The organism is Methylobacterium brachiatum, assembly GCF_020523825.1.
Taxonomy (GTDB): Bacteria; Pseudomonadota; Alphaproteobacteria; order Rhizobiales; family Beijerinckiaceae; genus Methylobacterium; species Methylobacterium brachiatum.
In genome coordinates this window covers 334,823-356,673 of record NZ_JAJALK010000003.1, presented here as the reverse complement: position 1 = coordinate 356,673, position 21,851 = coordinate 334,823, and the positions used below count along the sequence as shown (strand labels likewise).

Here is a 21,851-nt window from a genome sequence, read left to right as displayed (position 1 = left end):
GCCTCACGCCTTGGTAGACGCGGTGGCGGGCGGGTTGCACCCGTCCGGCACGGAAGCCGTTGCCGTGGCTGCGTGTTTCTGTCATAAGCCGGCCCGCGTCGAACCGCCCGGCCGATAGGGCTGCCGTGGCGGCTCGTGCTGCTCCACCAGAAGCATCATCGCGCAGACCTCATCCGACCCTCGCGGGGCGGCCAGAGGGATTTTCGCGCAACGGAGAGCCAAATGCCCAAGCTGAAGACCAAATCAGGCGCCAAGAAGCGCTTCAAGATCACCGGCACCGGCAAGGTGATGTACGCCCAGGCCGGCAAGCGCCACGGGATGATCAAGCGGACGACCAAGCAGATCCGCAACCTGCGCGGCACCACGACCCTGTTCGAGGGCGATGCCGCCAACGTGAAGAAGTACTTCCTGCCGAACGCGCGGTAAGCCTTCGACACCCGTTGCCACTGTCTTTCGTCGAACCCAGGAGATAACCGATGGCCCGCGTCAAGCGCGGCGTGACCAGTCACGCGAAGCACAAAAAAGTTCTGAAGGCCGCCAAGGGCTATTACGGCCGGCGCAAGAATACGATCCGCATCGCCAAGCAGGCGGTCGAGAAGGGCATGCAGTATGCCTATCGCGACCGCAAGAATAAGAAGCGCACGTTCCGCGCACTCTGGATCCAGCGCCTCAACGCGGCGGTGCGCGAGCACGGCCTGACCTATTCGCGCTTCATCAACGGTCTGGCCAAGTCCGGCATCGTCGTCGACCGCAAGGCGCTGTCGGAGCTGGCGATCCACGAGCCGGCGAGCTTTGCCGCCGTGGTCGAGAAGGCCAAGGCCGCCCTCCCCGAGACCACCGCCAAGGCCGCCTGACCTCAGGCCCGCGGCGAGACACAGGAAGGCGCGGCTCTCCCCCGAGAGTCGCGCCTTCGTCGTTCTGGGGGGCCGATACGCCCCACGCGCGCTTGCACGCGGACGAACAACGCGCGAGAGCACGCCGCGACGACGGTTCCGACACCCCTGCTCGAAGACAGCGATGACCGATCTCGACACCCTCGAACGCGATCTCCTGGCCCAGGTGACGGCGGCGTCCGACGAAGCCGCCCTCGACGCGGTGCGCGTGGCCGCGCTCGGCAAGAAGGGCAGCGTCTCGGACCTGCTCAAGACGCTGGGCGCCATGACGCCCGAGGAGCGCAAGGAGCGCGGGCCGCTGATCAACGGCCTGCGCGACCGGATCCAGGGCGCCGTCACGGAGCGCAAGACCGCCTTGGTCGAGGCCGCCCTGGAAGCCCGGCTCGCCTCCGAGCGGGTCGACGTCACGCTGCCCCTGCGCGAGGCCCCGGAGGTGCGCGGCCGGATCCACCCGATCACCCAGGTGATCGACGAGATCACCGCGATTTTCGCCGATATGGGCTTCGCCGTCGCCGAGGGCCCGGATATCGAGACGGACGAGCTGAACTTCACCGCGCTGAACTTCCCGCCCGGCCACCCGGCCCGGGAGATGCACGACACGTTCTTCCTGGCGCCGGACCATGCCGGGAAACGCAAGGTGCTGCGCACCCACACGTCGCCGGTGCAGATCCGCACGATGCGCTCGCAGACGCCGCCGATCCGGGTGATCATCCCGGGCCGGACCTACCGGCACGATTCCGACCAGACCCACACGCCGATGTTCCATCAGGTCGAGGGGCTGGTGATCGACACGGCGGCCAACATCGCCAACCTGAAATGGGTGCTGGAAGAGTTCTGCAAGGCCTTCTTCGAGGTCGACGGCGTGAAGATGCGCTTCCGCCCCTCGTTCTTCCCCTTCACCGAGCCGTCGGCTGAGGTCGACATCCAGTGCTCGCGCAAGGGCGGCGAGATCCGCTTCGGCGAGGGCACCGACTGGCTGGAGATCCTGGGCTGCGGGATGGTGCATCCGAACGTGCTGCGCAATTGCGGGCTCGATCCGGACGCGGTGCAGGGCTTCGCCTTCGGGGTCGGCATCGACCGGATCGCCATGCTTAAATACGGCATGCCGGACCTGCGCCCGTTCTTCGAGGCGGATGTCCGCTGGCTCGACCATTACGGCTTCCGGCCGCTGGACGTGCCGAGCCTGATCGGCGGTTTGACGGGGTGATTCGACGGAGGTCGGCACGACCGACCGGGAAACCAGTCCCATCATCCCTCACGTCCTCTCGCCCCTAGAAGAACGATGAAATTCACCCTCTCCTGGCTCAAGGAACACCTCAACACCGAGGCGTCCCTCGACACCATCGCCGAGACGCTGACGCGGATCGGCCTTGAGGTCGAAGGCGTCGAGGACAAGGCGGCCGCCCTCAAGCCCTACGTGGTCGCCCGGATCCTGACCGCCGAGCAGCACCCCAACGCCGACCGGCTGCGGGTCTGCACCGTCGAGACCGGCGCGGGCGCGCCCGTGCAGGTGGTCTGCGGTGCGCCGAACGCCCGCGCTGGCCTCGTCACGGTGTTCGCGCCGCCCGGCACCTACGTGCCCGGCAAGGGGATCACGCTCTCGGTCGGCACGATTCGCGGGGTCGAGAGCCACGGCATGCTGTGCTCCGGTTCCGAGCTCGGCCTCGGCGAGGACCATGACGGCATCCTCGAACTCCCGGCCGAGGCGCCTTTGGGCCAGGGCTACGCGCTCTATGCCGGCCTCGACGACCCGGTTATCGAGATCAACCTGACACCGAACCGCCCGGACTGCACCTCGGTACACGGCATCGCCCGCGACCTCGCGGCGGCCGGGATCGGCACGCTCAAGCATGCGACGCTTCCGGGCGTGCGCGGCGAAGGCCCCTGCCCGGTCGAGATCGACCTCAGCTTCGCGCCGGAGGACCGGCAGCTCTGCCCGCTCTTCGCCCTGCGGCTGGTGCGCGGCGTGAAGAACGGTCCGTCGCCCGCCTGGATGCAGGCCCGGCTGCGGGCGATCGGGCTTCGCCCGATCAACGCCCTGGTGGACATCACCAACTACGTCACCTTCGACCGGGGCCGCCCCCTGCACGTGTTCGACGCGGCGAAGGTATCGGGCAAGCTGACGGTGCGGCGCGCGCGGGACGGCGAGAGCCTCGTCGCGCTGGACGGGCGCACCCACACCCTCACCGACGACACGGTGGTGATCGCCGATCAGGCCGGCGTCGAATCGATCGCCGGCATCATGGGCGGCCAGGCCTCCGGCTGCGACGAGAGCACCACGGACGTGCTGATCGAATCGGCCCTGTGGGACCCGGCCAACATCGCCCAGTCCGGCCGGCGCCTCGGCATCATCACCGATGCGCGCTACCGGTTCGAGCGCGGGGTCGATCCGGCCTTCACGCTGCCGGGTTTGGACCTGGCGACGCGCCTGGTGATGGATCTCTGCGGCGGCACGCCGTCCGAGGCGACAATCGCCGGCGAGCCGCCGGAATCGGAGCGGATCATCGACTTCCCGTGGACCGAGGTGCGGCGCCTGGCCGGCATCGAGCTGCCGCGGATCGAGATCAAGCTGATCCTGGAGACGCTCGGCTTCCACATCTCCGGCACCGGCGACCGGGTGAAGGTCCTGACGCCGTCCTGGCGGCCGGACGTGGAAGGCAAGGCCGACCTCGTCGAGGAGGTCATCCGCATCGCCGGCCTCGACCGGGTCGAGCCGAAGCCCCTGCCCCGGCTCGCCGGGATCGGCCGGCCGCTGCTCACCGTGATGCAGAAGCGCACCCGCACCGCCAAGCGCGCCCTGGCGAGCCGCGGCCTGATGGAGGCGGTGACCTGGTCGTTCGTCCCGCATGCCGATGCCGAGCTGTTCGGCGGCGGCGGCGCCGATCTGGTGCTGGCCAACCCGATCGCCTCGGAACTGTCCGACATGCGCCCGAGCCTCGTGCCGGGGCTCCTGCGGGCGGCGCAGCGCAACGCCGATCGCGGCTATCCGGACGCGGCCCTATTCGAGGTGGGCCAGTGCTTCGCCACGGACCAGCCGGAGGGCCAGAGCATCCGCGCCGCCGCGGTGCGGCGGGGCAGCGCCACCCTGGCGGGCGCCGGACGCCACTGGAACGGATCGGCCAAGACCGTGGATGTCTTCGACGCCAAGGCCGATGCGCTGGCGCTGCTGGGCAGCCTCGGCGTGCCGACCGGCGGCCTGCAGGTGACCGCGGGCGGGCCGTCCTGGCTCCATCCGGGCCGTTCGGGGACGCTGCGTTTCGGCCCGAAATCCGAGATCGGCTGGTTCGGCGAGGTCCATCCGCGGACCCTCCAGGCCCTCGACCTGAAGGGCAGCCTGGTGGCGTTCGAGATCGTGCTCGACGCGCTGCCGCTGCCCAAGCACAAGCCGACGAAGGCCAAGCCCACCCTGGCCCTCTCGGAGTTCCAGCCCCTGTCCCGGGACTTCGCCTTCGTGGTCGGGCGGGACGTGCCGGCGGGCGACATCGTCAAGGCGGCCCAGGGGGCGGAGCGCAAGCTCGTCGCCGGCGTCGAGGTGTTCGACCTCTACGAGGGGACTGGCGTGCCGGAAGGTTCGAAATCGGTGGCGATCGCGGTCCGCCTGCAGCCGGTGGAGCGCACCCTGACCGATGCCGAGATCGAGGCGGTGAGCGCCAAGATCGTGGCCGAGGTCTCGCGCCGGACCGGCGCGACCCTGCGGGCCTGAGGAGGACGGCATGAGCCGAATCGCAGCGCTGATCGAAGACCTGGCGGCCTCCGAGTACCGGCCGACCAAGGCCCTGCGCGAGGCGCTGGCGCACCCGGCCGAGATCGCCGAGGCGACCCTGCCGTTGCTGGAGGCCGCCGCCGAGGGTCGCGAACTCGCGCCGGAGCAGGAGAACCTCCTGTTCTGGGGCCTGCACGTGATGGCGCATGCCCGGGACACCCGTGCCCTGGCGCCGCTCCTCAAGCTACTTCGGCAGGACGAGGAAACGCTCGACGCGGTGCTGGGCGACGCCGTGACCGCGACCCTGTCCAAGGTCGTGTCCAGCCTGTTCGACGGCGATCATGAGCCCCTGTTCCGGCTGATCCTCGACAGCACCGTCGACGACCTCACCCGCATGGCGCTGCTGTCGGCCTGCACGTTCCTGACGCTGGAAGGCCGCATCGAACGGGACGCGATGCACGCGTTGCTGGTCCGGTTCGACGACGCAAAGGCGGCCGTCGAGGAGGGGCCCGCCTGGGTCGGCTGGGAGGAGGCGATCGCGCATCTCGGCTTCCGCGATCTCGCGCCCCGCGCCGCGGCGGCCCGGGCCGACGGCCGGATCACCGACGAGATCAGCGACGCGGCCTGGTTCAAGGAGGCCCTGCGCAAGGCCGAGACCAAGCCCGAGGACCGGGACCGCCTCGGCCCGTACCAGTACGGCTATCTCGACGATCCGGTCGAAGCCCTCGACTGGACCGCGGAGGGCGCGGGCGAGCCGCAGCGCAACCCGCTCAAGGATGTCGGGCGCAACGATCCCTGCCCCTGCGGCTCGGGCAAGAAGTTCAAGAAATGCTGCCTCGGCAAGCTCGAGGCCGAAGGGCCGTGGATGCCGCCGGGCTCCCTACTCGGCTGAGGCGCCGTTGAGCGGGTTGTCCGGATCCCAGCCGTAGCTCAGCGTCTCGAACCGCATCGACCGGGCATCGACCATGAGCAGGCGGCCGACCAGCGGCTCGCCGAACTCCGCCACGGCGCGGATCACCTCCATGGCCATCAGCGAGCCCATCACGCCGGCCAGCGCCCCGAGCACGCCGGCCTCGGCGCAGGCGGGGACGCTGCCCGGCGGCGGCGGAGTCGGGAACAGGCAGCGGTAGGTCGGGTTCGGCGTGCCACCGGGGCCGGTCTCGTGCGCCCGGATGGTGGTGAGCGTGCCGTCGAACCGGCCGAGTGCGGCCGTCACCAGCGGGCGGCGCGCGTGGAAACAGGCGTCCGAGACCGCATAGCGGGTGGCGAAGTTGTCCGAGCCGTCCGCGACGAGGTCGTAGCCCGCGATCAGATCGACGGCGTTGTCCGGCGTGATGCGGAACGGGTGCGGGACGACGGCCACGTGGGGGTTGAGCCGCGCCACGGCGTCGGCCGCGCTCTCGACCTTGGGCCGGCCGAGATCCGGCGTGCCGTGGATCACCTGCCGCTGAAGATTGGAGAGCGAGACGGTGTCGTCGTCGACGATGCCGATCGTGCCGATCCCGGCCGCGGCGAGGTACTGGATCAGCGGGGCGCCGAGGCCCCCTGCCCCGACGACCAGCACACGGGCCGCCTTGAGGCGCGCCTGACCGGGTCCGCCGACCTCGGCCAGGACGAGGTGGCGGGCGTAGCGTTCGATCTCTTCGGGAGCCAGGGCCATCGCGAGGAGATAGTCGCCCGCGTCCCCGGACGGAAGCACCACAGACGCAAACGCCGCCCCGATCAGGAGGCGGCGTAAACAGCAATTGGCGAACGGATCAGCGCGGCGCCAGGATCATGATCATCTGGCGGCCTTCGAGCATCGGCTCGCTTTCCACCTTGGCGATCTCGGCCGTCTCGTTCTTCACGCGCTCCAGGAGGCGCAGACCGATATCCTGGTGAGCCATCTCACGACCGCGGAAGCGCAGGGTCACCTTGACCTTGTCGCCCTCCTCGAAGAAGCGGTGAACCGACTTCATCTTGGTGTCGTAATCGTGCTTGTCGATGCCGGGGCGGAGCTTGATCTCCTTGACCTCGACGGTCTTCTGCCGCTTGCGCGCCTCGTTCTGCTTCTTCTGCTCGTTGAAGCGGAAGCGCCCGTAATCGAGCAGCTTGCAGACGGGAGGCACCGAGTTCGGCGCGATCTCCACGAGATCGAGGCCGGCCTCTTCAGCGAGGGTCAGCGCGTCGAAGAAGGGGACGACGCCGCGGTTCTGCCCGGTATCGTCGATCAGCTGCACTTCTCGCACCCCGCGAATGTCGCGGTTGGCGCGCGGCCCGTCCTTCTGCGGGGCCGGCATGGCTCTCATCGGTCTACGAATGGCTTCGATCTCCTGCTGCAACGACGAAACGGCGGACCGGATGACCCGTTCCAAGGATCTCCTGACCGCCAGCCGCTCCGGTCCCTTCCGGACATACTACGTTGGCGGAAGCCCGCCCAGAGTCAACGGGTTGCCGGCGCGGCCGGTGAAATAATCGACAGGCTGTCGAACGGCCGGTCTCTTGCCGATCGCCGCGCTGTCTCCGGCCTGCCCGTTCCTCAGGAGCGGCGGCCGAGCAATTCGGCGTAGACGGCGAGCGTGTCGCCGGCCATCCGCTCCAGCGAGAAATTGGCCTCGACATGGGCGCGACCGCGGCGGACCAGCGCATCACGGGCGCTGGCGCCCAGCGACAGGGCCTCTGTCAGGGCCGCGGCGAGTGCAGCCGCGTCGCCGGGCGGAACGCGCCAGCCGGTCCGCTGGCTGGCCGAGACGTCGGGCGGTGCCAGCACGGTCTCGGGGACGGCGCCCAGATCGGACACGACCACGGGTGTGCCCAGAGCCTGGGCTTCCACGGCCGAGCGGCCGAACGCCTCGGGCTCGACGGACGGCACGGCGACCACGGACGCCGCCCGAAACGCGGCCGGCATATCGGTGCAATGACCGACCCGGCGGACGATGCCCCCGAGGCCGCGTGCGGCGATCAGCGCGTCGAGCTCGCGCTCGTAGGCGGCCCGACCCTGGGGGTCGCCGGCGAGCACCACGGCGATATCCGGGACGCCCCGGTCGCGCATCTGCGCGGCGGCGTCGATCAGCACCCGGTGCCCCTTCCAGGCGGTGAGCCTTGCGGCGAGCAGGATCACCCGCTCATGCGGCGCCACGTTCCAGGCCCGGCGCAGGGCCTCGACCCGTCCGGCCCCAACCGCCACCGGATTGAACACGGCGAGGTCCGTGCCGCGATGGATCACCCGCACCCGGTCGCCAGCCTGCTCGGCATGCAGCCGATGGATCAGGTCGGCGGTGTAGCGTGAGTTGGCGATCACCACGTCGCCGCGGGCCATCACCGAATTGTACAGTACCTTCACGCCGGTGCGGCCGGAATAGCTGCCGTGATAGGTGGTCACGAACGGCAGGCCGAGCCGGCGCGCCGCGCCGAGCGCCACCCAGGCCGGGGCCCGCGACCGGGCATGGACGATCTGCACGCCCTCGCGCCGGCACAGGGCCATCAGCCGCACGACGTTGATCGCCATGCTGGCCGGGTTCTTCGAGGCGGCCGGGAATCGCAGCCAGTGCCCGCCCTTGGCCTGCAGCTCGCCGATGAGGCGCCCGCCCTCGGTGGCGACCAGGGCCTTGGCGCCGACCGCCGCGAGGGCGGCGGCCACGTCGACCGTGGTCCGCTCGGCGCCGCCGGCATCGAGCTCCGGGATGATCTGCAGCACGCGGGCGCCCGCGAGAACATCGATCTCGGCGGGGAAGCCCGACAGGCTGCGCGTCACGTCACCCATCCGCGCTCGGTCGACGTGGAGACGCAAGCCCCCCGCCGGCATCTGCAACATGCTCGTACCCATTGCCCCAGCATCGCGGTCGCGCTTTACGGTCTGGTAAACGGAGGTTGAAGCCGACCCGGTCAGGGAAGGACTTGTTCAAGCTCGAGCTAGGCCTACGGAAGGCATCGATGACCGATACAGGGCCGGATTTCATCACCGTCGGCGCGGGAGCGGCTGAACGGCGCATCGCCGTCAGGGCGCGCGAGGGGGCGGGTCCGCCTGTGGTCTGGCTGGGGGGATTTCGCTCGGACATGACCGCCACCAAGGCCGCGGCCCTGGACGCGTGGGCGTCGGAGCAGAACCGGGCCCTGGTGCGGTTCGATTATGCCGGCCACGGCGCGTCGAGCGGGGATTTCACCACCTGCACCATCTCGTCCTGGCTCGAGGACGCAAAGGCTGTCCTGGCGGCCTACGTCAAGGAGCCGCCGATTCTGGTCGGCTCGTCGATGGGGGGCTGGATCGCCTGCCTCGCCGCACGGGACCGGATGGCGAGCGGCCAGAGGAATGCGGGGCTGGTCCTGATCGCGCCGGCGCTCGACTTCACGGAAGACCTGATCTGGGCGCAGCTGGACGAGGCTGGGCGCGCCGCGCTGATGCAATCCGGAATCCTCCGGCGGCCGAGTGACTACGCGCCCGAACCCGACTCCATCACCTACGCGCTGATCGAGGACGGTCGCCGCAACCGGCTGCTCCAGCGGCCTTTCGATCCGGGCTGCCCGGTTCACATCCTGCAGGGTATGCGCGACCCGGACGTCCCATACCCGCACGCGCTCAAAACCGTCGCGCGGCTTCCGGCCGAGGGCACGGTGCTCACCCTGATCGCCGATGGCGACCACCGCCTGTCGCGGCCGCAGGATATCGCGCGGCTCGTGGCGGCGGTGGCCGGAATCGGCTGACCAGGATCAATGCAGGCTGACGGCGTGGAGATCCTGGGCGACCGCGTTGGCCAGCACCACGTCCCGTGAATCCGCCAGCATGATCGGCTCACCGCTCGCCGACAACAGGGCGAACAGGTCGAGACCCGGCATCAGTTCCGGTGCCTGCGGAAACAGGCGGCGAACCTCGTCGGACCGAATCGGTCGGACGTAGGCGATGTGCCCCTCGCCCAGCGCCGCGAGATCAGCCGGGTTGAACTCGGCCGGGTCGAGATCGGCAGGGGTCAGGGGCGATGCGTTCAAGTTCGTCATGTCTTGCCCTCCTGGGGTGGCAGAGCGTCCACCTCCGGTCCCGGAGGCACCGGTGGCTCCACGCTGATGTGGGGATTCCCAGCGCCCAATCAATCGACCTAACGCATCGTCGGGCAGGATCCATACCGATCCCGAAATCGTCCGCGGGCTAGCCGCGGGCGCCGATATCGATCTTGCGCACGATCCGATCCGGCTCCGGCCGGACGAGATCGATCGAGAGCAGGCCGTTGGCGAGATCGGCTCCCAACACTTCCATGCCGTCGGCCAGCAGGAAGGTTCGCTGGAATTGCCGCGCCGCGATGCCGCGGTGCAGGAAGTGCCGCTCGCGCTCCTCGACCTGCCGGCCGCGGACGACGAGCTGGCTGTCCTCCAGCATCACGTCGAGCTGATCGCGCGTGAACCCGGCGACCGCCAGGGTGATGCGCAGGCGCTCCGGCTCCCGCTCGGTGCGAGGCAGGCGCTCAATGTTGTACGGAGGATACCCGTCATTGGCGCCCTTCGCGACACGATCGAGCGCCTGCTCGATCTCGTCGAAGCCGAGCAGGAACGGATGCCCGAAGGGCGAGGGTCGAGTCATCGCGGCCGTCATCCTCACAGCGAGGCCTCCGACCCTGGGACTAGCCGCAGCCCGCGGATCTCCGAGCACCTCGACACCATGGAGCCCGCACAGGGCAGCGCTCCACCGGGCGGAACGCCGCCGGCAAGAGGGAGATATGGCCGGCGGCCCCAAGCCCATCAAGGGAACGGGTTAATTTCCTCCGAGGAACACTATTCGCGCCCCACACAGGTCAACGATGTGGGAGGTTCAGGCAAGAGAAGGCGGGATCTTCCAGCAAGCTTCGCCACAGCTACGCTTTCGTCTAACAGTTTGGAACTGCTCTGATTTTCTCGCCGGGCCTTGATCCGAAAGGCCGGCATAGCTACTGCCGCCGCTGGTAATCGTCGGCCTGGGCGGGCGATTGCCGAGCCTTCCCGGAACCCAGCGGGATGCAGCGGAGCCCCGATGAGCGTGCCTTCGAGTCCGGCAAGTCATACGGCAATGCAGCGTGTCGTCGACGTGTGCAACGACGAAGCCGACATCCTCGCGTTGTCGGTCGCCCGATTCGTAGCAGCCGGCTACATGACCAGCGATGTCGCGTGCTGGAATGCGGCCTTCGACGGTGCGGAGCAGCTCCTCGGTCCGGCGGATGGCTGTCGATTCGTCGCCAGCGTGGTCGCGATCGTCCGGGCGCTCCGGGCCGAGCGCGAGGACGATTGGTCGTTCATGCCGGCGAGCTGCTGTCGGGTCACCGGACATGAATGCGCCCTGGTGGCGCTGATCGGCCGGGCCCGGCGCCGGCTCTGGGCCGATCTCGAAGAGGCCGCGGCCGCGATCACCGGGCGTGAGGCAGCGCCGCGCCTCGTCGCGGCGGTTCGCGCCGCCGTCGCCACCCTCGACGAGGCGGCCGAGCGTCTGGCGCCGACGGGGTGCCCGAACCGGGTCGTGCTCCACTGAATCGGCTGCGTCAGCGGCCTTCCCCGGCCTCGGTCGGGCTCACGAGAAGAGGAAATCGGTTGGTGCTTGCCTTGAGCGTCCCTCTGTACCGCCGGCGGATCGGGCGGATCGCCCTCGACACGGCGGCCTGCCTGGCGCTTTCGGCGCTCCTCGTCGTCTCGGCCCTGGCCCAGGAGGCTGCGCCCGAGAAGGCACCGCTGAAGCTGCAGCTGAACAAGCTCGAGACCGCGGGCGAGGCCTGCCGGGTGACCCTCGTGGTCGACAATGCGAAGGGCGCCGGCCTCAAATCCTACAAGGTCGACCTGTTCGCCTTCGACCCGGAGGGGGTCGCCCAGAAGCGCGTGGCGGTGGAGCTCGGCCCGCTTCCGGGCCGCAAGACGACCGTGAAGATCTTCGATTTCCCGGGCATCGCCTGCGCCAAGGTCGGCCGGGTGCTGCTGAACGACGTCCTGGCCTGCGACGGCGGCGACGCCGCCCGGGAGGCCTGCCTGGAGCGGACCGAGACCGAGACGAAGGCAGGACCCGCCTTCGACCGCTGACGCGGTCGGCCCGACGGACGTTGCGACGACGCCGCCCGGCAGCGAGAGCCGCCGGGCGGTCAGCGGCTTTCGCCGCATCCCGATGAGACGGCGGCCGTGGGCCGCATGACACCACGACGCCAGGAGCCCGCGATGGACCCGACACAAGCCCCGGCCGAGGCCGCCCACGACTTCTCGTTCCTCGGCCTGTTCCTCCAGGCCGACCCGATCGTGAAAGGCGTGATGATCCTGCTGATCATCGCCTCGATCGCGTGCTGGACCGTGGTGTTCGAGAAGATCATCCGGCTCTCCGCGGCCCGGCGTCAGGCCAAGGCCTTCGAGACGCTGGTGCGCTCGGGCGGAAGCCTCGACGGCGAGCACAAGGGCCTCACCGGGCATGTCGTGAAGGCCGCCATCGACGCGTGGCGCGACCAGGATCCGACCGAGACCCGGGCCGAGCGGCGCGAGCGGATCGAGCGGGCCATGCGCGGCGCCCTCGGCCTCGAGATGAAGCGCCTGCGCACCGGGTTGCCGCTCCTGGCGACCTCGGGCTCCACGGCCCCGTTCGTCGGCCTGTTCGGCACGGTCTGGGGCATCATGAACTCGTTCTCGTCGATCGCGCGGAGCCAGGACACCTCGCTGGCGGTGGTCGCGCCGGGCATCGCCGAAGCCCTGTTCGCCACCGCGATCGGCCTCGTCGTCGCGATCCCGGCGGTCATGGCCTACAACAAGCTCTCGGGCGACATCGGCGGCATCCAGAGCTCCTTCACCTCCTACATCTCGCTGCTGGGCGACCGGCTCGCGCGCGAACGGACCGGCGCCGGGCAGCACCGCGCCGCCGCGGAGTAGCCGTCGGCCGGTGCCGGGGCGCGTCGCGCTGCGACGCGGTTCGGCACCGCCCCTATGATCTGAGGCGCCCGCCGACGCCGTACCGGCCGAGAGCGGCCCGACCCATGGCCCGACCGGGGCCGCCTGCAACCAACCGGAGACGCCGCAATGGCGATGGCATCGATCCGCGCAAGCGACGATGACGACCTCGACGACATGCCGATGTCCGACATCAACGTCACCCCGATGGTGGACGTGATGCTCGTGCTGCTGATCATCTTCATGGTCGCGGCGCCGCTGATGACCACCGGTGTGCCGGTGCAGCTGCCGAAGACCGCGGCGGCCAAGGTCGCCCAGTCGAAGAAGCCGCAGGAGGTCACGGTCGACAAGGACGGAAACCCGTCGATCGCCAAGGAGGTGTTCACCATGGACAGCCTCATGCCGCGCCTGCGCGAGATGGCGGCCGCCGACAAGGATCAGGTCATCCTCGTGCGCGGCGATCGCGACGTGCCCTACGGCAAGATCATGGAGGTGATGGGCCTCGTCGGTCAGGCGGGCTTCACCAAGGTGTCGCTGATCGCGCAGTCGCCGGGCGGCCCCGCCCCGGCGGCCCCGGCCGCTCCCGCAGGGACCGCTCGCTGAATCGATGAGTACGCTGACTTCGACGGATCTGTCGGCAGGTCCCGGCGACCGCCGCCCCTCCGGGCTGCTCGCTGCCTTCCTGGTGGCGTTCGCGCTGCACGCGCTCGCGCTCGTCGGGATGATGTTCTACCGGCTGACGCCGCCCGCGCCCCCCGGCGAGCAGCAGATCTCCATCGATCTAGCACCGGTGATGAGCGATGCGGCGACCGAGGCGCCCTCCGAGCAGCAGATGAGCCAGGCCGCGCCCCCCGAGGCCAAGCCGGTGGATCTGCCGCCCGACGAGGCCGTGCAGCCGCCCCCGCCGGAGATGACAGAGGTCAAGCCCGACGAGACCCAGGCCGTCACCGAGCCGCCGCAGGAAGCCGTCCCGGTGGAAGCGCAGAGCGAGGTGATCACCTCGGCTTCCGAGGCGGCCGAACCGCTGGCGCCGCCGCCGACCGAGGTCGCCAAGACCGAGGATCCGCCGAAGCCGAAGCCCGATCCGGCGAAGCTCAAGGCCGAGCGCGAGGCGAAGCTTCGCAAGATCCGCGAAGAGAAGCTGCGCGAGCAGAAGCGCGAGGAGCGCCTGGAGGAGATTCGCGAAGCGAAGCTGAAGGCGGCGCGCGAAGCCAAGGCGAAGCAGGCCAAGGCCCAGCAGGGCGCGGAGGCGCGCAACTCCGCCTCGGCCTCCCGCCAGAACGCCGCCGGCCGGGCCGCCGCGGGCAGCGATCCCAGCGCGCTGCGCCAGTGGACCGGAGCGATCAGCGCGGCCATCCACAGCCGGATGAATCCGGGCGCCGCCGCCGGCACCGCCGGGGGCACCGCCATGGTCCGGTTCACGGTGACGCGCTCGGGCTCGGTGACGGGCGCCGGCCTCGCCCGGTCGAGCGGCGTCGGCCAGATCGACAGCGCCGCGCTCGCGGCGGTGCGCGGCGGCATGCCGCCGGCGCCCCCCGGCGTGACGCAACCGAGCCTTTCGGTGACGATCCCGCTCAACTATCGCGTGCGTTGAGCGGGATTAAGCGGCGCTCGCCGAGGCAGAGACGCGTGGTTCGATTGAACAGGCGCCCCGCGTTCTGAGACGAATACGCTCCCCTGTCCTGCTCGACCGATCGGCCGGATTCGCCAGGGACCGCCAGAGCGTGCTATTGCGCTTCTGATCACGGCCTCGAACAGTCGTCGCAGGACGACGCGGCGGGGCGGATCATCCGGCCTTGCCCCTCCACCCCTCGAACAGGCCGGACCCGTTCCAGACACTGATCCTGCGCGCAGGATGCTGTGCCGCTGGCCCGGGGCGAAAGGCACAGGATGAGCGACGAGACTGAGACCGACCTCGACGAGGCCGAGGACATCCGCGACGCGGAAGCCGAAGCCAAGACCCGCGCCGACAACCGCGCCGAGCGTGCGGAGCGTGCCGAGCGCATGGCGCGCGAGGGCGCGCAGGCGATGGCCGAGCACCATGCCTCGATCAAGGCGATCGACGAGCGGACGCTGAAGCTCCGCTCGCTGCGACTGGCCAAGGAGGCCGCCGAGGCCGAGACCAAGGCCGCCGAGGTTCAGGCCAAGGTTGCCGAGAAGGAAGCCAAGGCCGCCGCCAAGATCGCGAGCAAGAGTGCCAAGGGCGCCGCCAAGAAGGTCGCGCCGAAGAAAGCTGCCGCGAAGGACTGAGGGCCGATGGCCGACGATCGCAACCGCCGCCGATTCACCGATCCGCGCTCGGCCGCCGAGGCAGCCTTCAAGGCTGCCACGACCGCCAAGCCGGCCGCCCCTCCCCCGCCCGCGTCTCCCCGCCCGGCGGCGGTCCCGGGGGCCCGGGAGATGGTCACCCTGCGCCTCGACAGCGCCGTGCTCGCCCATTTCCAGAAGGACGGTCCCGGCTGGCAGGACCGCGTCAACGAGGCGCTGAAGGCCCTCGTCCCAGCCTCGGACGATTGAACCCGGGACGCGGCCGCCAGCGAGCGCGGCCGCGGCGGGACACGATCGTGGGCCCTTGGGCCTTGCGCCAGACCGATACCCGAAACTCGAGACCGCGCGCCCGCATGCTTGCCCGACGGTCGGTCACCGACCTTCGGGGCGATGCGTCGGCGCCGCTTGCGATGGAGCCTACCCTTATGAGTGAACGCATCATCCTCCGGGCCGGCGAAGCCCTGGTGGCGGGCGGCCCGCCCAACACCGCATCCGAGCCGGAAGTCATCATCGGCGAGCTCGACGGGCCGGTCGGCACCGCCATCGCGACGCTGACGGGCGATCAGGTCGTCGGCCACAGCCGCGTCTTCGCGCTGCTCAACACCGACATCATGGTCCGTCCGGTGACCCTGTGCGTGTCCAAGGTCAGCGTGACCGAGAGCAAGTACACCTCGATCCTGATGGGCACCGTGCAGTTCGCCATCGCCAACGGCGTCCTCGACGCGGTGCGGGCCGGCTACATCCCGAAGGACAAGGCCAACGACCTCGGCATCATCTGCTCGGTCTGGCTGAGCCCCGGCGTGATCCAGGCGGAGACCGTCGACCACAAGGCTCTGTTCGAGATCCAGCGCAAGGGCATGACCGAGGCGATCCGGAAGGCCATGACCAACGAGCCGTCGATCGACTGGCTTCTGGAGAACCAGGACAAGATCGTCCACAAATATTACACGATGGGTCTCGAAGGTAAGATCTGACCGTCGTCATTCAGCCGACGAGCGAGAACGGCCCGGGCGAAAGCTCGGGCCGTTCTCGGTTTTGCGTGACCGAGGCTCGAGCCGAACATCCTTCACCCGGCGGCCGGCCGCTCCCGCAGGATCCGGTTCACCGCGCGGTCGAGGGCGGACAGGAACGACGACCGGTCGGCGCGGGAGAAGGGGGCCGGGCCACCCGTGATCGTGCCGGCCTCGCGGAGGGATTGCATCAGGTCCCGGGTCGCCAGCGTCATACCGATCGACGCTTCGCTGAACGGCTTGCCGGTGAAGGCCAGCACGGTGGCGCCGGCCTTCACGCAGCGCGCGGCGAGCGGCACGTCGGCGGTGAGCACGATGCTGCCGCGGCCGGCGCGCTCGGCGATCCAGTCGTCGGCCGCATCCAGCGCCGATCCGACGACGACGCGCACGATCCAGGGCTCCCGCGGCAGATTCAGCACGCTGTTGGCCACGACATAGACGGTGAGACCGTAGCGCGCGGCGACCCGATAGGTCTCGTCCTTGACCGGGCAGGCATCGGCGTCGAGGTAGATCGGCGGCCGGTTCTCCTCTGCGCTCATCGCCGCGGCACCAGCTTCGAGGCAAAGCCCGCCAGGATCAGGAGCGCCCCGAGGGCGAACTGCCAGCGCTCGATATCGCCGCCGATCGAGAGGATGACCGCGCGACCGATCACCACCAACCCGATCAGCGGCGGCCCGAAGCGCAGCACCAGTTTCAGGACGGTCAGCGCCGTCCAGGGCCCGGTTCCGGAGGACGCCATCAGCGCGCGGCCGCGACCCGGCGGGGAGCGGGCTCCTCGGCGATCCCCGTATCGACGGCGCCACGCTCCAGCGTCGCCACCGCGAGCGGCGCGCCCCGCCCGCGCAGGGCGTGCGCCCCCAGCGAGCGCGCCCGCACCCCGGGGGGAAGCCGCGGCAGCCGGCCCAGGAGATCCTGCGAGATCAGGATGCCGACGCCGAGCGGACGGCACAGGGCCTCGATCCGCGAGGTCACGTTCACGGCGTCACCGAAATACGCGATCTTGTGGCGGTCGACCCCGACTTCCGCGGTCACCACCGAGCCGCCATGGAGGGCCGCGCGCAGCTTCGGCACCGTGCCGAACCGGGCGATCCAGGCCGCCTCGTCGGCCTCGATCCGGTCGATGACGTCGAATACGCAGGTGACGCAGCGCGCGTCCTTCAGGCCGCGGCTCATGGGCCAGGTCACCATCGCGAGGTCGCCGATGTAATCGTCCACCGAGCCGCCGTTGCGGCGCACCGGCTCGGCCAGGGTGGCGAAGACCGCGCTGAGATATTCCTGCGCGCGCAGATCGCCATGCGTCTCGGCGAAGGCGGTCGAGCCGACCACGTCGAGGAACAGGAAGATCCGCTCCTCGGCGACCGGCTTGTGATAGCGCCCGATCATGAAGTTCACGAAGATCTCGCCGCCGACGAGGTCGCGCATCCGGATCACGAAGACGAGGAGGCCCGCCACCGCCAGCGCGTAGGCGAGGACCCGGGCGGTCATCCGGGTCGCCACGGCGAGCTCGTCGCCGGTGAGGCCGAGGCTCCAGACGATCAGGCCGCCCAGCGCGTTGCCGGCCACGATCATCAGCACGTAGGCGAGTTCCGCCGCGATCACGTAGAGCCAGGCCGGCAGGCGCCGGATCCGCGCCTGCAGCCCGGCCAGGATCAGGCCCCGGTCGAAGGCCAGCACGGTGGCGCCCATGCACAGGCCGTAGGTGAAGCCGGCGAGCGGCGCGGCGGCATCCGCGAAGATGACGTTGTAGAGCAGCCCCGCGCCGGCGGCGGCGAGCAGGATCAGACCCCAGAACATCCGGTGGGCCGGCAGCATCAGCGCGTCTCCCACTGGACCGAACGCGCGGCCGGAACGCGCGACGCCTTCCGCCGGCCCGGCCCGAGCTTGAGCGGCTGCGTCCGAGGCGTGGCACGCAGCCTCGCGGACACCCTGGCAGCCTCATTGAGCGCGGCGTGAGACACTGGCCTAAAGTTTCGCACCGGAGCGGCGACCGCCCATTGCTCATCCCCCCAAGATGGCGCGAGTAAGGCGTGGCGGGCGTTCGGGCCTGCAGGCCGGGTCGCCCATCGCTCGGGCGGATGCGGGCTCGGCCCGGACCTGCATGCCGACGCCAAACAACAACAACCATCGCGGCCGGGAAGGGAGCGCTGCCATGTATGCCAGGAGCTTCGGATCGACGCGCGTTTCTGTGCCGGTCATCGGCCAGGGCACGTGGCACATCGACGGGTCGGACCGGGCCGACGCCGTGCGCGCTCTGCGGGCCGGCATCGATGCCGGGATGACCCATATCGATACCGCGGAGATGTACGGCGATGCCGAGGCGATCGTGGCCGAGGCGACCGCCGATTGCCGCGAGGAGGTTTTCCTCGTCTCGAAGGTTGTCCCGGGCAATGCCACGCGCCGGGGCGTCGTGCGGGCCTGCGAGGCCTCCCTGCGGCGGCTGAAGACCGACCGGCTCGACTGCTACCTGCTGCACTGGCCCGGGCAGCATCCCCTGGCCGAGACGATCGCGGGATTCGAGGATCTGCGCCGGGCGGGCAAGATCCTCGCCTGGGGGTTGAGCAACTTCGACGTCGACGATCTCGACCAGGTCCTCGCGATCGCGGGGCCGGACCGGATCGCCTGCAATCAGGTCCTGTATCACCTCAACGAACGGGCGATCGAGCACGCGGTGCTGCCCTGGTGCGAGAAGCACGGGGTCGCGATGGTCGGCTATTCGCCGTTCGGCAGCGGCGAGTTTCCGGATCCCGCCAGCGCCGGAGGCCGCGTCCTCGACGGGATCGCCCGCGCCCACGGCACGACCCCCTACGCGGTGGCCCTGGCTTTCCTCACGCGGCTGCCCGGTACCTTCACGATCCCCAAGACCGGCCGTCCGGCCCGGGCGATCGAGAATGCCGCCGCGGCCGACCTGCATCTCGGCCCGGCCGAACTCGCGATGATCGACGCGCATTTCCCGCGCGGGCCGCGCCCCCGGATGCTGCCGATGCTGTGAGGAGCCGCGGACGACCGGCGTTGCGTGACCGATGTGGCGAGGGCGGGGGAATCGCGGTACCGCCGCCAAACCACGGCCGTCACCCGCGCCGACCGAAAGCATCCGCCGCCCATGCTGAAACTGCTCCTGCCCTCGTTTCTCGCTCTCGCGGCGGGCGTCAGCATCGTGATCCAGCAGGCGCTGAACGCGAATCTCCGCACGGCGCTCAACTCGGCCGCCCTGTCGGGCGTCGTGAGCTTCACGGTCGGGGTTGCCTGCATGGTGGTCTTCGCCCTCGTCGCCCGCGACCCGATTCCGTCCGCCGGGATGCTGGCGCGAATCCCCTGGTGGGCGTGGAGCGGCGGGATGTTCGGGGCGATCTTCATCGGTCTCGGGATCGTCCTCGTCCCGCAGCTCGGAGCCGGGACCTTCCTGGCGCTCCTGGTCACCGGCCAGATGCTCGCCTCGGTGATCTTCGACCATTACGGCTGGCTCGGCCTCGCCCAACGGCCGATCGACGTGCCGCGGGCGCTGGGCGTCGCGCTCCTGATCGGCGGCGTGGTCCTGATCCGGCGCTGAGCCGGACCGGCCTATTCACCGATCCCGAACAGCTTCTCGACGAAGTTGCGGTCGTCCTTCGCGGGCGCCCGACGCGAGGGAGCCTGCTGGCGGGGCGCCGGGGCGGCCGGATCCCCGAAGATCTGACCGAGGATGTCGGTCGGGGCGCTCGGTGCCGCGCTCGCCACCGAGGCGGTGGTCTCGGGCGGCGGCTTGCGCCAGCGGTTCAGGCCGGGCAGCGGCACCGGGTTCTGACCCTTCAGCGCCTGGGTCATGTAGGTCTTCCAGATCTCCGCCGGCAGATTGCCGCCGGTGACCTTCTTGGTGAGTTCGCCGTCGTCGTTGCCGAGCCAGATCCCGGTGACGAGGGTACCCGAATAGCCGATGAACCAGGCGTCGCGGAAATCCTGGGTGGTGCCGGTCTTGCCCGCGAGCTCCCAGCCCGGAATGTCGGCCTTCTTGGCCGTGCCGGACGCGAAGGTCTCGTGCATCATGGCGTTCATCATGCCGTCGGCATTGGCGTCGATGACCCGCCCGAGGCCGTTCTCCGAGCGCTTGTACAGGACCTTGCCGGCGGCGCTCTTCACGGAGGTGACGACGTACGGGATCACCCCGGTCCCGCCATTGGCGAAGGCCCCGTAGGCGCCGACCATTTCCAGAAGCGTCACCTCGGAGGTGCCGAGCGCGATCGAGCCGTTGGCCTGGAGCGGCGAGGTGATGCCGAGCCGCTGGGCTGTCTGCACCACGGTTTTCGGGCCGACCTCCTGGCCAAGCCGCACCGCCACCGTATTGAGCGAATGCGCCAGCGCGGTGCGCAGGGTGACCGGACCGTCGTAGCGGTGGGAGTAGTTCTCCGGCGCCCAGTTGCCGATCCGGATCGGCGCGTCGTCCTTCACCGTCTCGGGGGTGGCGCCGTGCTCCACGGCGGCGAGGTAGACGAACGGCTTGAACGAGGAGCCGGGCTGGCGCTTGGCCGTGGTCGCCCGGTTGAACTGGCTCTGCGCGTAGTCGCGCCCGCCGATCAGCGCGCGGATCGCCCCGTCGGGCCGCATCGAGACCAGGGCGCCCTGGCCGACATTGAACCGCGTGCCCTTGGCGTTCAGCTCGTCGGTGAGCGCCTTCTCGGCCAGGGCCTGAAGGCTCGTATCCACGGTGGTCTGGACGGTGATGTCGGTGTCGAACTTGCCGACGTAATCGTCGAGCACGTCCATCACGAGGTCGGCGACGTAGTTGGCCGAGCCGCCGCCGCGGGCATTGGCGGGCCGGGCCGGCTGAGCCAGCGCCACCTTGGCGTCCTGCGCCGGCACGAAGCCGAGCTCTTGCATGGCCGCGAGCACCTGGGCGGCGCGGGCCTGGGCGGCCGGCAGGTTGCGGTTCGGGGCGAGCCGCGAGGGCGCCTGGACGAGGCCGCCGAGCATCGCTGCCTGGGCCAGCGACACCTCCTTGGCGGGCTTGCCGAAATAGCGCTGCGCCGCGGCCTCGACGCCGTAGGCGCCGGCGCCGAAATAGACGCGGTTCAGGTACAGTTCGAGGATCTCGTCCTTGCTGTACTTGTGCTCCAGCCACAGCGCGAGGATCGCCTCCTGGATCTTGCGCGAGGCGGAGCGCTCAGGCGTCAGGAACAGGTTCTTGGCGAGCTGCTGCGTGAGCGTCGAGCCGCCCTGCGCGACGCCGCGCCGGGTCAGGTTCTGGCCGATCGCCCGGAGGATGCCCACCGGATCGACGCCGAAATGCTGGTAGAAGCGCCGGTCCTCGATCGCCACGAAGGCCCGGGGCAGATAGGGCGGCAGCTCCTTGATCGAGACCACCCGGCCGCCGGTCTCGCCGCGATTGGCGAGCAGTGAGCCGTCGCTCGCCAGGATGGCGATGTTGGGCGGCCGCTTGGGCACCGCCAGCTGGTCGATCGGCGGCAGCTGCGAGGCGTGGTAGGCGATGAGACCCGCGATGCCGATCACCGCCCACAGGCCGAGCACCACGGTGCCGTAGACGATGCGGCCGAGCCAGGAGCGCCGACGCCGGCCGGATTTCTTCGGGGACCGGCGCGCCGTGGTCTTGGCCGGGGCCCGCGTCGTCTCGCCCGCTCGCTTGCCCACGCGCTCTCCTGTCCCGGCCCGGTCGTCCCGGGACAGGCGCAGGTCGAGTTCGCCGCGATCCCGGACGCGCCCTTCCGGCACGTCGAAATTCGGCTCCATCCTGCCCCGACCCTTGGCCATGCATCCCGTCTTCGAACGATCCGACACCGGCGCGCGCGTGGATTGCGGCGCGACCCGGTTACCGCACGCGAAATGCGGCGGATTAGCGGGGAGGACGGACCGGACACTCGATCACGCCCGTACCTCGACCGCGCCCCCGGGGTCTTGACCGCTGCCGATGGCGACCCTGCGGTCAGCTTGGGGCAACACGGTGTCCAACCGGTTAAGCGGATGGGCGGGCGGCGGTGCGGACCTCTGGCTTTCGGGCGGTCACCGAAGGCAGCGCAGGTCGAAAGCGGCCCCCTCGCCGATCCCGACTTTCGGCAGAATGACTGTCCCGCGACGTCTGCTTCGAGACGCCGGGAGGCGCACCGAAACCTCTTGGCTCCATTCAAACGAAGTGGGCGG

25 protein-coding genes are annotated in these 21,851 nt (G+C 70.0%); 16 read left to right on the top strand and 9 right to left on the bottom strand.

Features of this window, described 5'->3' with window-relative positions:
- Positions 1-222 precede the first annotated feature (222 nt).
- From rpmI to LGR69_RS08775, 5 genes are all read left to right on the top strand, one after another.
- The gene (gene rpmI, locus LGR69_RS08795) at positions 223-426 is read left to right on the top strand and encodes a 50S ribosomal protein L35 (protein ID WP_007561407.1); all 204 of its coding nucleotides are present in this window, start codon (positions 223-225) and stop codon (positions 424-426) included.
- A gap of 50 nt (positions 427-476) precedes the next feature.
- On the top strand, positions 477-854 hold the full coding sequence (gene rplT, locus LGR69_RS08790; protein WP_007561402.1) for a 50S ribosomal protein L20: 378 nt from the start codon (positions 477-479) through the stop codon (positions 852-854).
- A 163-nt stretch (positions 855-1,017) separates the two neighbouring features.
- On the top strand, positions 1,018-2,100 hold the full coding sequence (pheS, locus tag LGR69_RS08785; protein ID WP_230365796.1) for a phenylalanine--tRNA ligase subunit alpha: 1,083 nt from the start codon (positions 1,018-1,020) through the stop codon (positions 2,098-2,100).
- Positions 2,101-2,175: 75 nt separating this feature from the next.
- Complete coding sequence (gene pheT, locus LGR69_RS08780) at positions 2,176-4,596, top strand: phenylalanine--tRNA ligase subunit beta (RefSeq protein WP_230365795.1); 2,421 nt, start codon at positions 2,176-2,178, stop codon at positions 4,594-4,596.
- Positions 4,597-4,606: 10 nt separating this feature from the next.
- The gene (locus LGR69_RS08775) at positions 4,607-5,488 is read left to right on the top strand and encodes a DUF1186 domain-containing protein (protein ID WP_230365794.1); all 882 of its coding nucleotides are present in this window, start codon (positions 4,607-4,609) and stop codon (positions 5,486-5,488) included.
- Here LGR69_RS08775 and LGR69_RS08770 read toward each other — a convergent pair.
- The 3 genes from LGR69_RS08770 to LGR69_RS08760 form a co-directional block, all read right to left on the bottom strand.
- Positions 5,477-6,256: a HesA/MoeB/ThiF family protein gene (locus LGR69_RS08770; protein ID WP_230365917.1), complete on the bottom strand. Its 780-nt coding sequence runs from the start codon at positions 6,254-6,256 to the stop codon at positions 5,477-5,479. The genes LGR69_RS08775 and LGR69_RS08770 overlap by 12 nt on opposite strands.
- A 97-nt stretch (positions 6,257-6,353) precedes the next feature.
- Positions 6,354-6,875, bottom strand: coding sequence for a translation initiation factor IF-3 (gene infC / locus LGR69_RS08765; RefSeq protein ID WP_007561393.1), 522 nt, complete (start codon positions 6,873-6,875; stop codon positions 6,354-6,356).
- A gap of 239 nt (positions 6,876-7,114) precedes the next feature.
- Complete coding sequence (locus LGR69_RS08760) at positions 7,115-8,338, bottom strand: glycosyltransferase family 4 protein (RefSeq protein ID WP_230365793.1); 1,224 nt, start codon at positions 8,336-8,338, stop codon at positions 7,115-7,117.
- A gap of 170 nt (positions 8,339-8,508) precedes the next feature.
- On the opposite strand from LGR69_RS08760, the gene LGR69_RS08755 reads away from it, so the two are divergent.
- Positions 8,509-9,276: an alpha/beta hydrolase gene (locus LGR69_RS08755; protein WP_230365792.1), complete on the top strand. Its 768-nt coding sequence runs from the start codon at positions 8,509-8,511 to the stop codon at positions 9,274-9,276.
- Positions 9,277-9,282: 6 nt separating this feature from the next.
- Here the strand turns inward: LGR69_RS08755 and LGR69_RS08750 are convergent, their stop codons facing one another.
- Together LGR69_RS08750 and LGR69_RS08745 are read right to left on the bottom strand one after the other, a co-directional pair.
- Entirely contained in the window at positions 9,283-9,567 is a 285-nt protein-coding gene (locus LGR69_RS08750; RefSeq protein WP_007561386.1) for a BQ00720 family protein, read from the bottom strand.
- Positions 9,568-9,715: 148 nt separating this feature from the next.
- Positions 9,716-10,144 (bottom strand): Hsp20 family protein, encoded by a 429-nt coding sequence (locus tag LGR69_RS08745; protein ID WP_039902549.1) that lies wholly within the window; start codon positions 10,142-10,144, stop codon positions 9,716-9,718.
- Positions 10,145-10,687: 543 nt separating this feature from the next.
- On the opposite strand from LGR69_RS08745, the gene LGR69_RS08740 reads away from it, so the two are divergent.
- The 8 genes from LGR69_RS08740 (at position 10,688) to LGR69_RS08705 (ending at position 15,689) form a co-directional block, all read left to right on the top strand.
- The gene (locus tag LGR69_RS08740) at positions 10,688-11,062 is read left to right on the top strand and encodes a hypothetical protein (RefSeq protein ID WP_230365791.1); all 375 of its coding nucleotides are present in this window, start codon (positions 10,688-10,690) and stop codon (positions 11,060-11,062) included.
- A gap of 62 nt (positions 11,063-11,124) precedes the next feature.
- Complete coding sequence (locus LGR69_RS08735; protein WP_091860588.1) at positions 11,125-11,601, top strand: Tat pathway signal protein; 477 nt, start codon at positions 11,125-11,127, stop codon at positions 11,599-11,601.
- A 132-nt stretch (positions 11,602-11,733) separates the two neighbouring features.
- Positions 11,734-12,429: a MotA/TolQ/ExbB proton channel family protein gene (locus tag LGR69_RS08730; RefSeq protein ID WP_007561378.1), complete on the top strand. Its 696-nt coding sequence runs from the start codon at positions 11,734-11,736 to the stop codon at positions 12,427-12,429.
- 147 nt (positions 12,430-12,576) lie between these two features.
- Entirely contained in the window at positions 12,577-13,050 is a 474-nt protein-coding gene (locus tag LGR69_RS08725; protein ID WP_007561376.1) for an ExbD/TolR family protein, read from the top strand.
- Between the two features lie 4 nt (positions 13,051-13,054).
- Entirely contained in the window at positions 13,055-14,041 is a 987-nt protein-coding gene (gene tolA, locus LGR69_RS08720; RefSeq protein WP_007561374.1) for a cell envelope integrity protein TolA, read from the top strand.
- Positions 14,042-14,337: 296 nt separating this feature from the next.
- Positions 14,338-14,697 carry a hypothetical protein gene (locus LGR69_RS08715; RefSeq protein WP_007561372.1) on the top strand — a complete coding sequence of 120 codons (360 nt, stop codon included), beginning with the start codon at positions 14,338-14,340 and terminating at the stop codon, positions 14,695-14,697.
- A gap of 6 nt (positions 14,698-14,703) precedes the next feature.
- Complete coding sequence (locus LGR69_RS08710) at positions 14,704-14,964, top strand: BrnA antitoxin family protein (RefSeq protein ID WP_007561371.1); 261 nt, start codon at positions 14,704-14,706, stop codon at positions 14,962-14,964.
- Positions 14,965-15,140: 176 nt separating this feature from the next.
- Positions 15,141-15,689: a formaldehyde-activating enzyme gene (locus tag LGR69_RS08705; protein ID WP_007561369.1), complete on the top strand. Its 549-nt coding sequence runs from the start codon at positions 15,141-15,143 to the stop codon at positions 15,687-15,689.
- A gap of 92 nt (positions 15,690-15,781) precedes the next feature.
- Here LGR69_RS08705 and LGR69_RS08700 read toward each other — a convergent pair whose 3' ends face one another.
- The 3 genes from LGR69_RS08700 to LGR69_RS08690 are packed head-to-tail and all read right to left on the bottom strand — an operon-like array spanning position 15,782 to position 17,537.
- Positions 15,782-16,264 carry a YaiI/YqxD family protein gene (locus LGR69_RS08700; RefSeq protein WP_230365790.1) on the bottom strand — a complete coding sequence of 161 codons (483 nt, stop codon included), beginning with the start codon at positions 16,262-16,264 and terminating at the stop codon, positions 15,782-15,784.
- Entirely contained in the window at positions 16,261-16,464 is a 204-nt protein-coding gene (locus LGR69_RS08695) for a hypothetical protein (RefSeq protein WP_230365789.1), read from the bottom strand. Before LGR69_RS08695 ends, LGR69_RS08700 begins: the two co-directional genes overlap by 4 nt.
- Entirely contained in the window at positions 16,464-17,537 is a 1,074-nt protein-coding gene (locus tag LGR69_RS08690; protein ID WP_007561364.1) for an adenylate/guanylate cyclase domain-containing protein, read from the bottom strand. The genes LGR69_RS08695 and LGR69_RS08690 overlap by 1 nt, the downstream gene beginning before the upstream one ends.
- Positions 17,538-17,874: 337 nt before the next feature.
- Here LGR69_RS08690 and LGR69_RS08685 point away from each other — a divergent pair, with 337 nt between their 5' ends.
- Both LGR69_RS08685 and LGR69_RS08680 read left to right on the top strand, forming a co-directional pair.
- Complete coding sequence (locus LGR69_RS08685; RefSeq protein WP_122162542.1) at positions 17,875-18,714, top strand: aldo/keto reductase; 840 nt, start codon at positions 17,875-17,877, stop codon at positions 18,712-18,714.
- Positions 18,715-18,825: 111 nt separating this feature from the next.
- A complete protein-coding gene (locus LGR69_RS08680; protein ID WP_230365788.1) occupies positions 18,826-19,272 on the top strand; it encodes a DMT family transporter in 447 nt (148 codons plus the stop codon).
- An 11-nt stretch (positions 19,273-19,283) separates the two neighbouring features.
- Here the strand turns inward: LGR69_RS08680 and LGR69_RS08675 are convergent, their stop codons facing one another.
- On the bottom strand, positions 19,284-21,464 hold the full coding sequence (locus tag LGR69_RS08675) for a transglycosylase domain-containing protein (protein ID WP_230365787.1): 2,181 nt from the start codon (positions 21,462-21,464) through the stop codon (positions 19,284-19,286).
- Positions 21,465-21,851: the final 387 nt, after the last annotated feature.

What these genes read in the sequence shown, in the direction of transcription:
- LGR69_RS08750 (WP_007561386.1), bottom strand. Translation starts at nt 9,567, where the DNA reads ATGACGAACTTGAACGCATCGCCCCTGACCCCTGCCGATCTCGACCCG.
- rplT (WP_007561402.1), top strand. Translation starts at nt 477, where the DNA reads ATGGCCCGCGTCAAGCGCGGCGTGACCAGTCACGCGAAGCACAAAAAA.
- LGR69_RS08725 (WP_007561376.1), top strand. Translation starts at nt 12,577, where the DNA reads ATGGCGATGGCATCGATCCGCGCAAGCGACGATGACGACCTCGACGAC.
- LGR69_RS08745 (WP_039902549.1), bottom strand. Translation starts at nt 10,144, where the DNA reads ATGACTCGACCCTCGCCCTTCGGGCATCCGTTCCTGCTCGGCTTCGAC.
- LGR69_RS08685 (WP_122162542.1), top strand. Translation starts at nt 17,875, where the DNA reads ATGTATGCCAGGAGCTTCGGATCGACGCGCGTTTCTGTGCCGGTCATC.
- LGR69_RS08730 (WP_007561378.1), top strand. Translation starts at nt 11,734, where the DNA reads ATGGACCCGACACAAGCCCCGGCCGAGGCCGCCCACGACTTCTCGTTC.
- LGR69_RS08710 (WP_007561371.1), top strand. Translation starts at nt 14,704, where the DNA reads ATGGCCGACGATCGCAACCGCCGCCGATTCACCGATCCGCGCTCGGCC.
- pheS (WP_230365796.1), top strand. Translation starts at nt 1,018, where the DNA reads ATGACCGATCTCGACACCCTCGAACGCGATCTCCTGGCCCAGGTGACG.
- infC (WP_007561393.1), bottom strand. Translation starts at nt 6,875, where the DNA reads ATGCCGGCCCCGCAGAAGGACGGGCCGCGCGCCAACCGCGACATTCGC.
- LGR69_RS08695 (WP_230365789.1), bottom strand. Translation starts at nt 16,464, where the DNA reads ATGGCGTCCTCCGGAACCGGGCCCTGGACGGCGCTGACCGTCCTGAAA.
- LGR69_RS08775 (WP_230365794.1), top strand. Translation starts at nt 4,607, where the DNA reads ATGAGCCGAATCGCAGCGCTGATCGAAGACCTGGCGGCCTCCGAGTAC.
- LGR69_RS08680 (WP_230365788.1), top strand. Translation starts at nt 18,826, where the DNA reads ATGCTGAAACTGCTCCTGCCCTCGTTTCTCGCTCTCGCGGCGGGCGTC.
- pheT (WP_230365795.1), top strand. Translation starts at nt 2,176, where the DNA reads ATGAAATTCACCCTCTCCTGGCTCAAGGAACACCTCAACACCGAGGCG.
- LGR69_RS08770 (WP_230365917.1), bottom strand. Translation starts at nt 6,256, where the DNA reads ATGGCCCTGGCTCCCGAAGAGATCGAACGCTACGCCCGCCACCTCGTC.
- LGR69_RS08705 (WP_007561369.1), top strand. Translation starts at nt 15,141, where the DNA reads ATGAGTGAACGCATCATCCTCCGGGCCGGCGAAGCCCTGGTGGCGGGC.
- LGR69_RS08760 (WP_230365793.1), bottom strand. Translation starts at nt 8,338, where the DNA reads ATGGGTGACGTGACGCGCAGCCTGTCGGGCTTCCCCGCCGAGATCGAT.
- LGR69_RS08690 (WP_007561364.1), bottom strand. Translation starts at nt 17,537, where the DNA reads ATGCTGCCGGCCCACCGGATGTTCTGGGGTCTGATCCTGCTCGCCGCC.
- LGR69_RS08700 (WP_230365790.1), bottom strand. Translation starts at nt 16,264, where the DNA reads ATGAGCGCAGAGGAGAACCGGCCGCCGATCTACCTCGACGCCGATGCC.
- LGR69_RS08715 (WP_007561372.1), top strand. Translation starts at nt 14,338, where the DNA reads ATGAGCGACGAGACTGAGACCGACCTCGACGAGGCCGAGGACATCCGC.
- LGR69_RS08755 (WP_230365792.1), top strand. Translation starts at nt 8,509, where the DNA reads ATGACCGATACAGGGCCGGATTTCATCACCGTCGGCGCGGGAGCGGCT.
- rpmI (WP_007561407.1), top strand. Translation starts at nt 223, where the DNA reads ATGCCCAAGCTGAAGACCAAATCAGGCGCCAAGAAGCGCTTCAAGATC.
- LGR69_RS08740 (WP_230365791.1), top strand. Translation starts at nt 10,688, where the DNA reads ATGACCAGCGATGTCGCGTGCTGGAATGCGGCCTTCGACGGTGCGGAG.
- LGR69_RS08675 (WP_230365787.1), bottom strand. Translation starts at nt 21,464, where the DNA reads ATGGCCAAGGGTCGGGGCAGGATGGAGCCGAATTTCGACGTGCCGGAA.
- tolA (WP_007561374.1), top strand. Translation starts at nt 13,055, where the DNA reads ATGAGTACGCTGACTTCGACGGATCTGTCGGCAGGTCCCGGCGACCGC.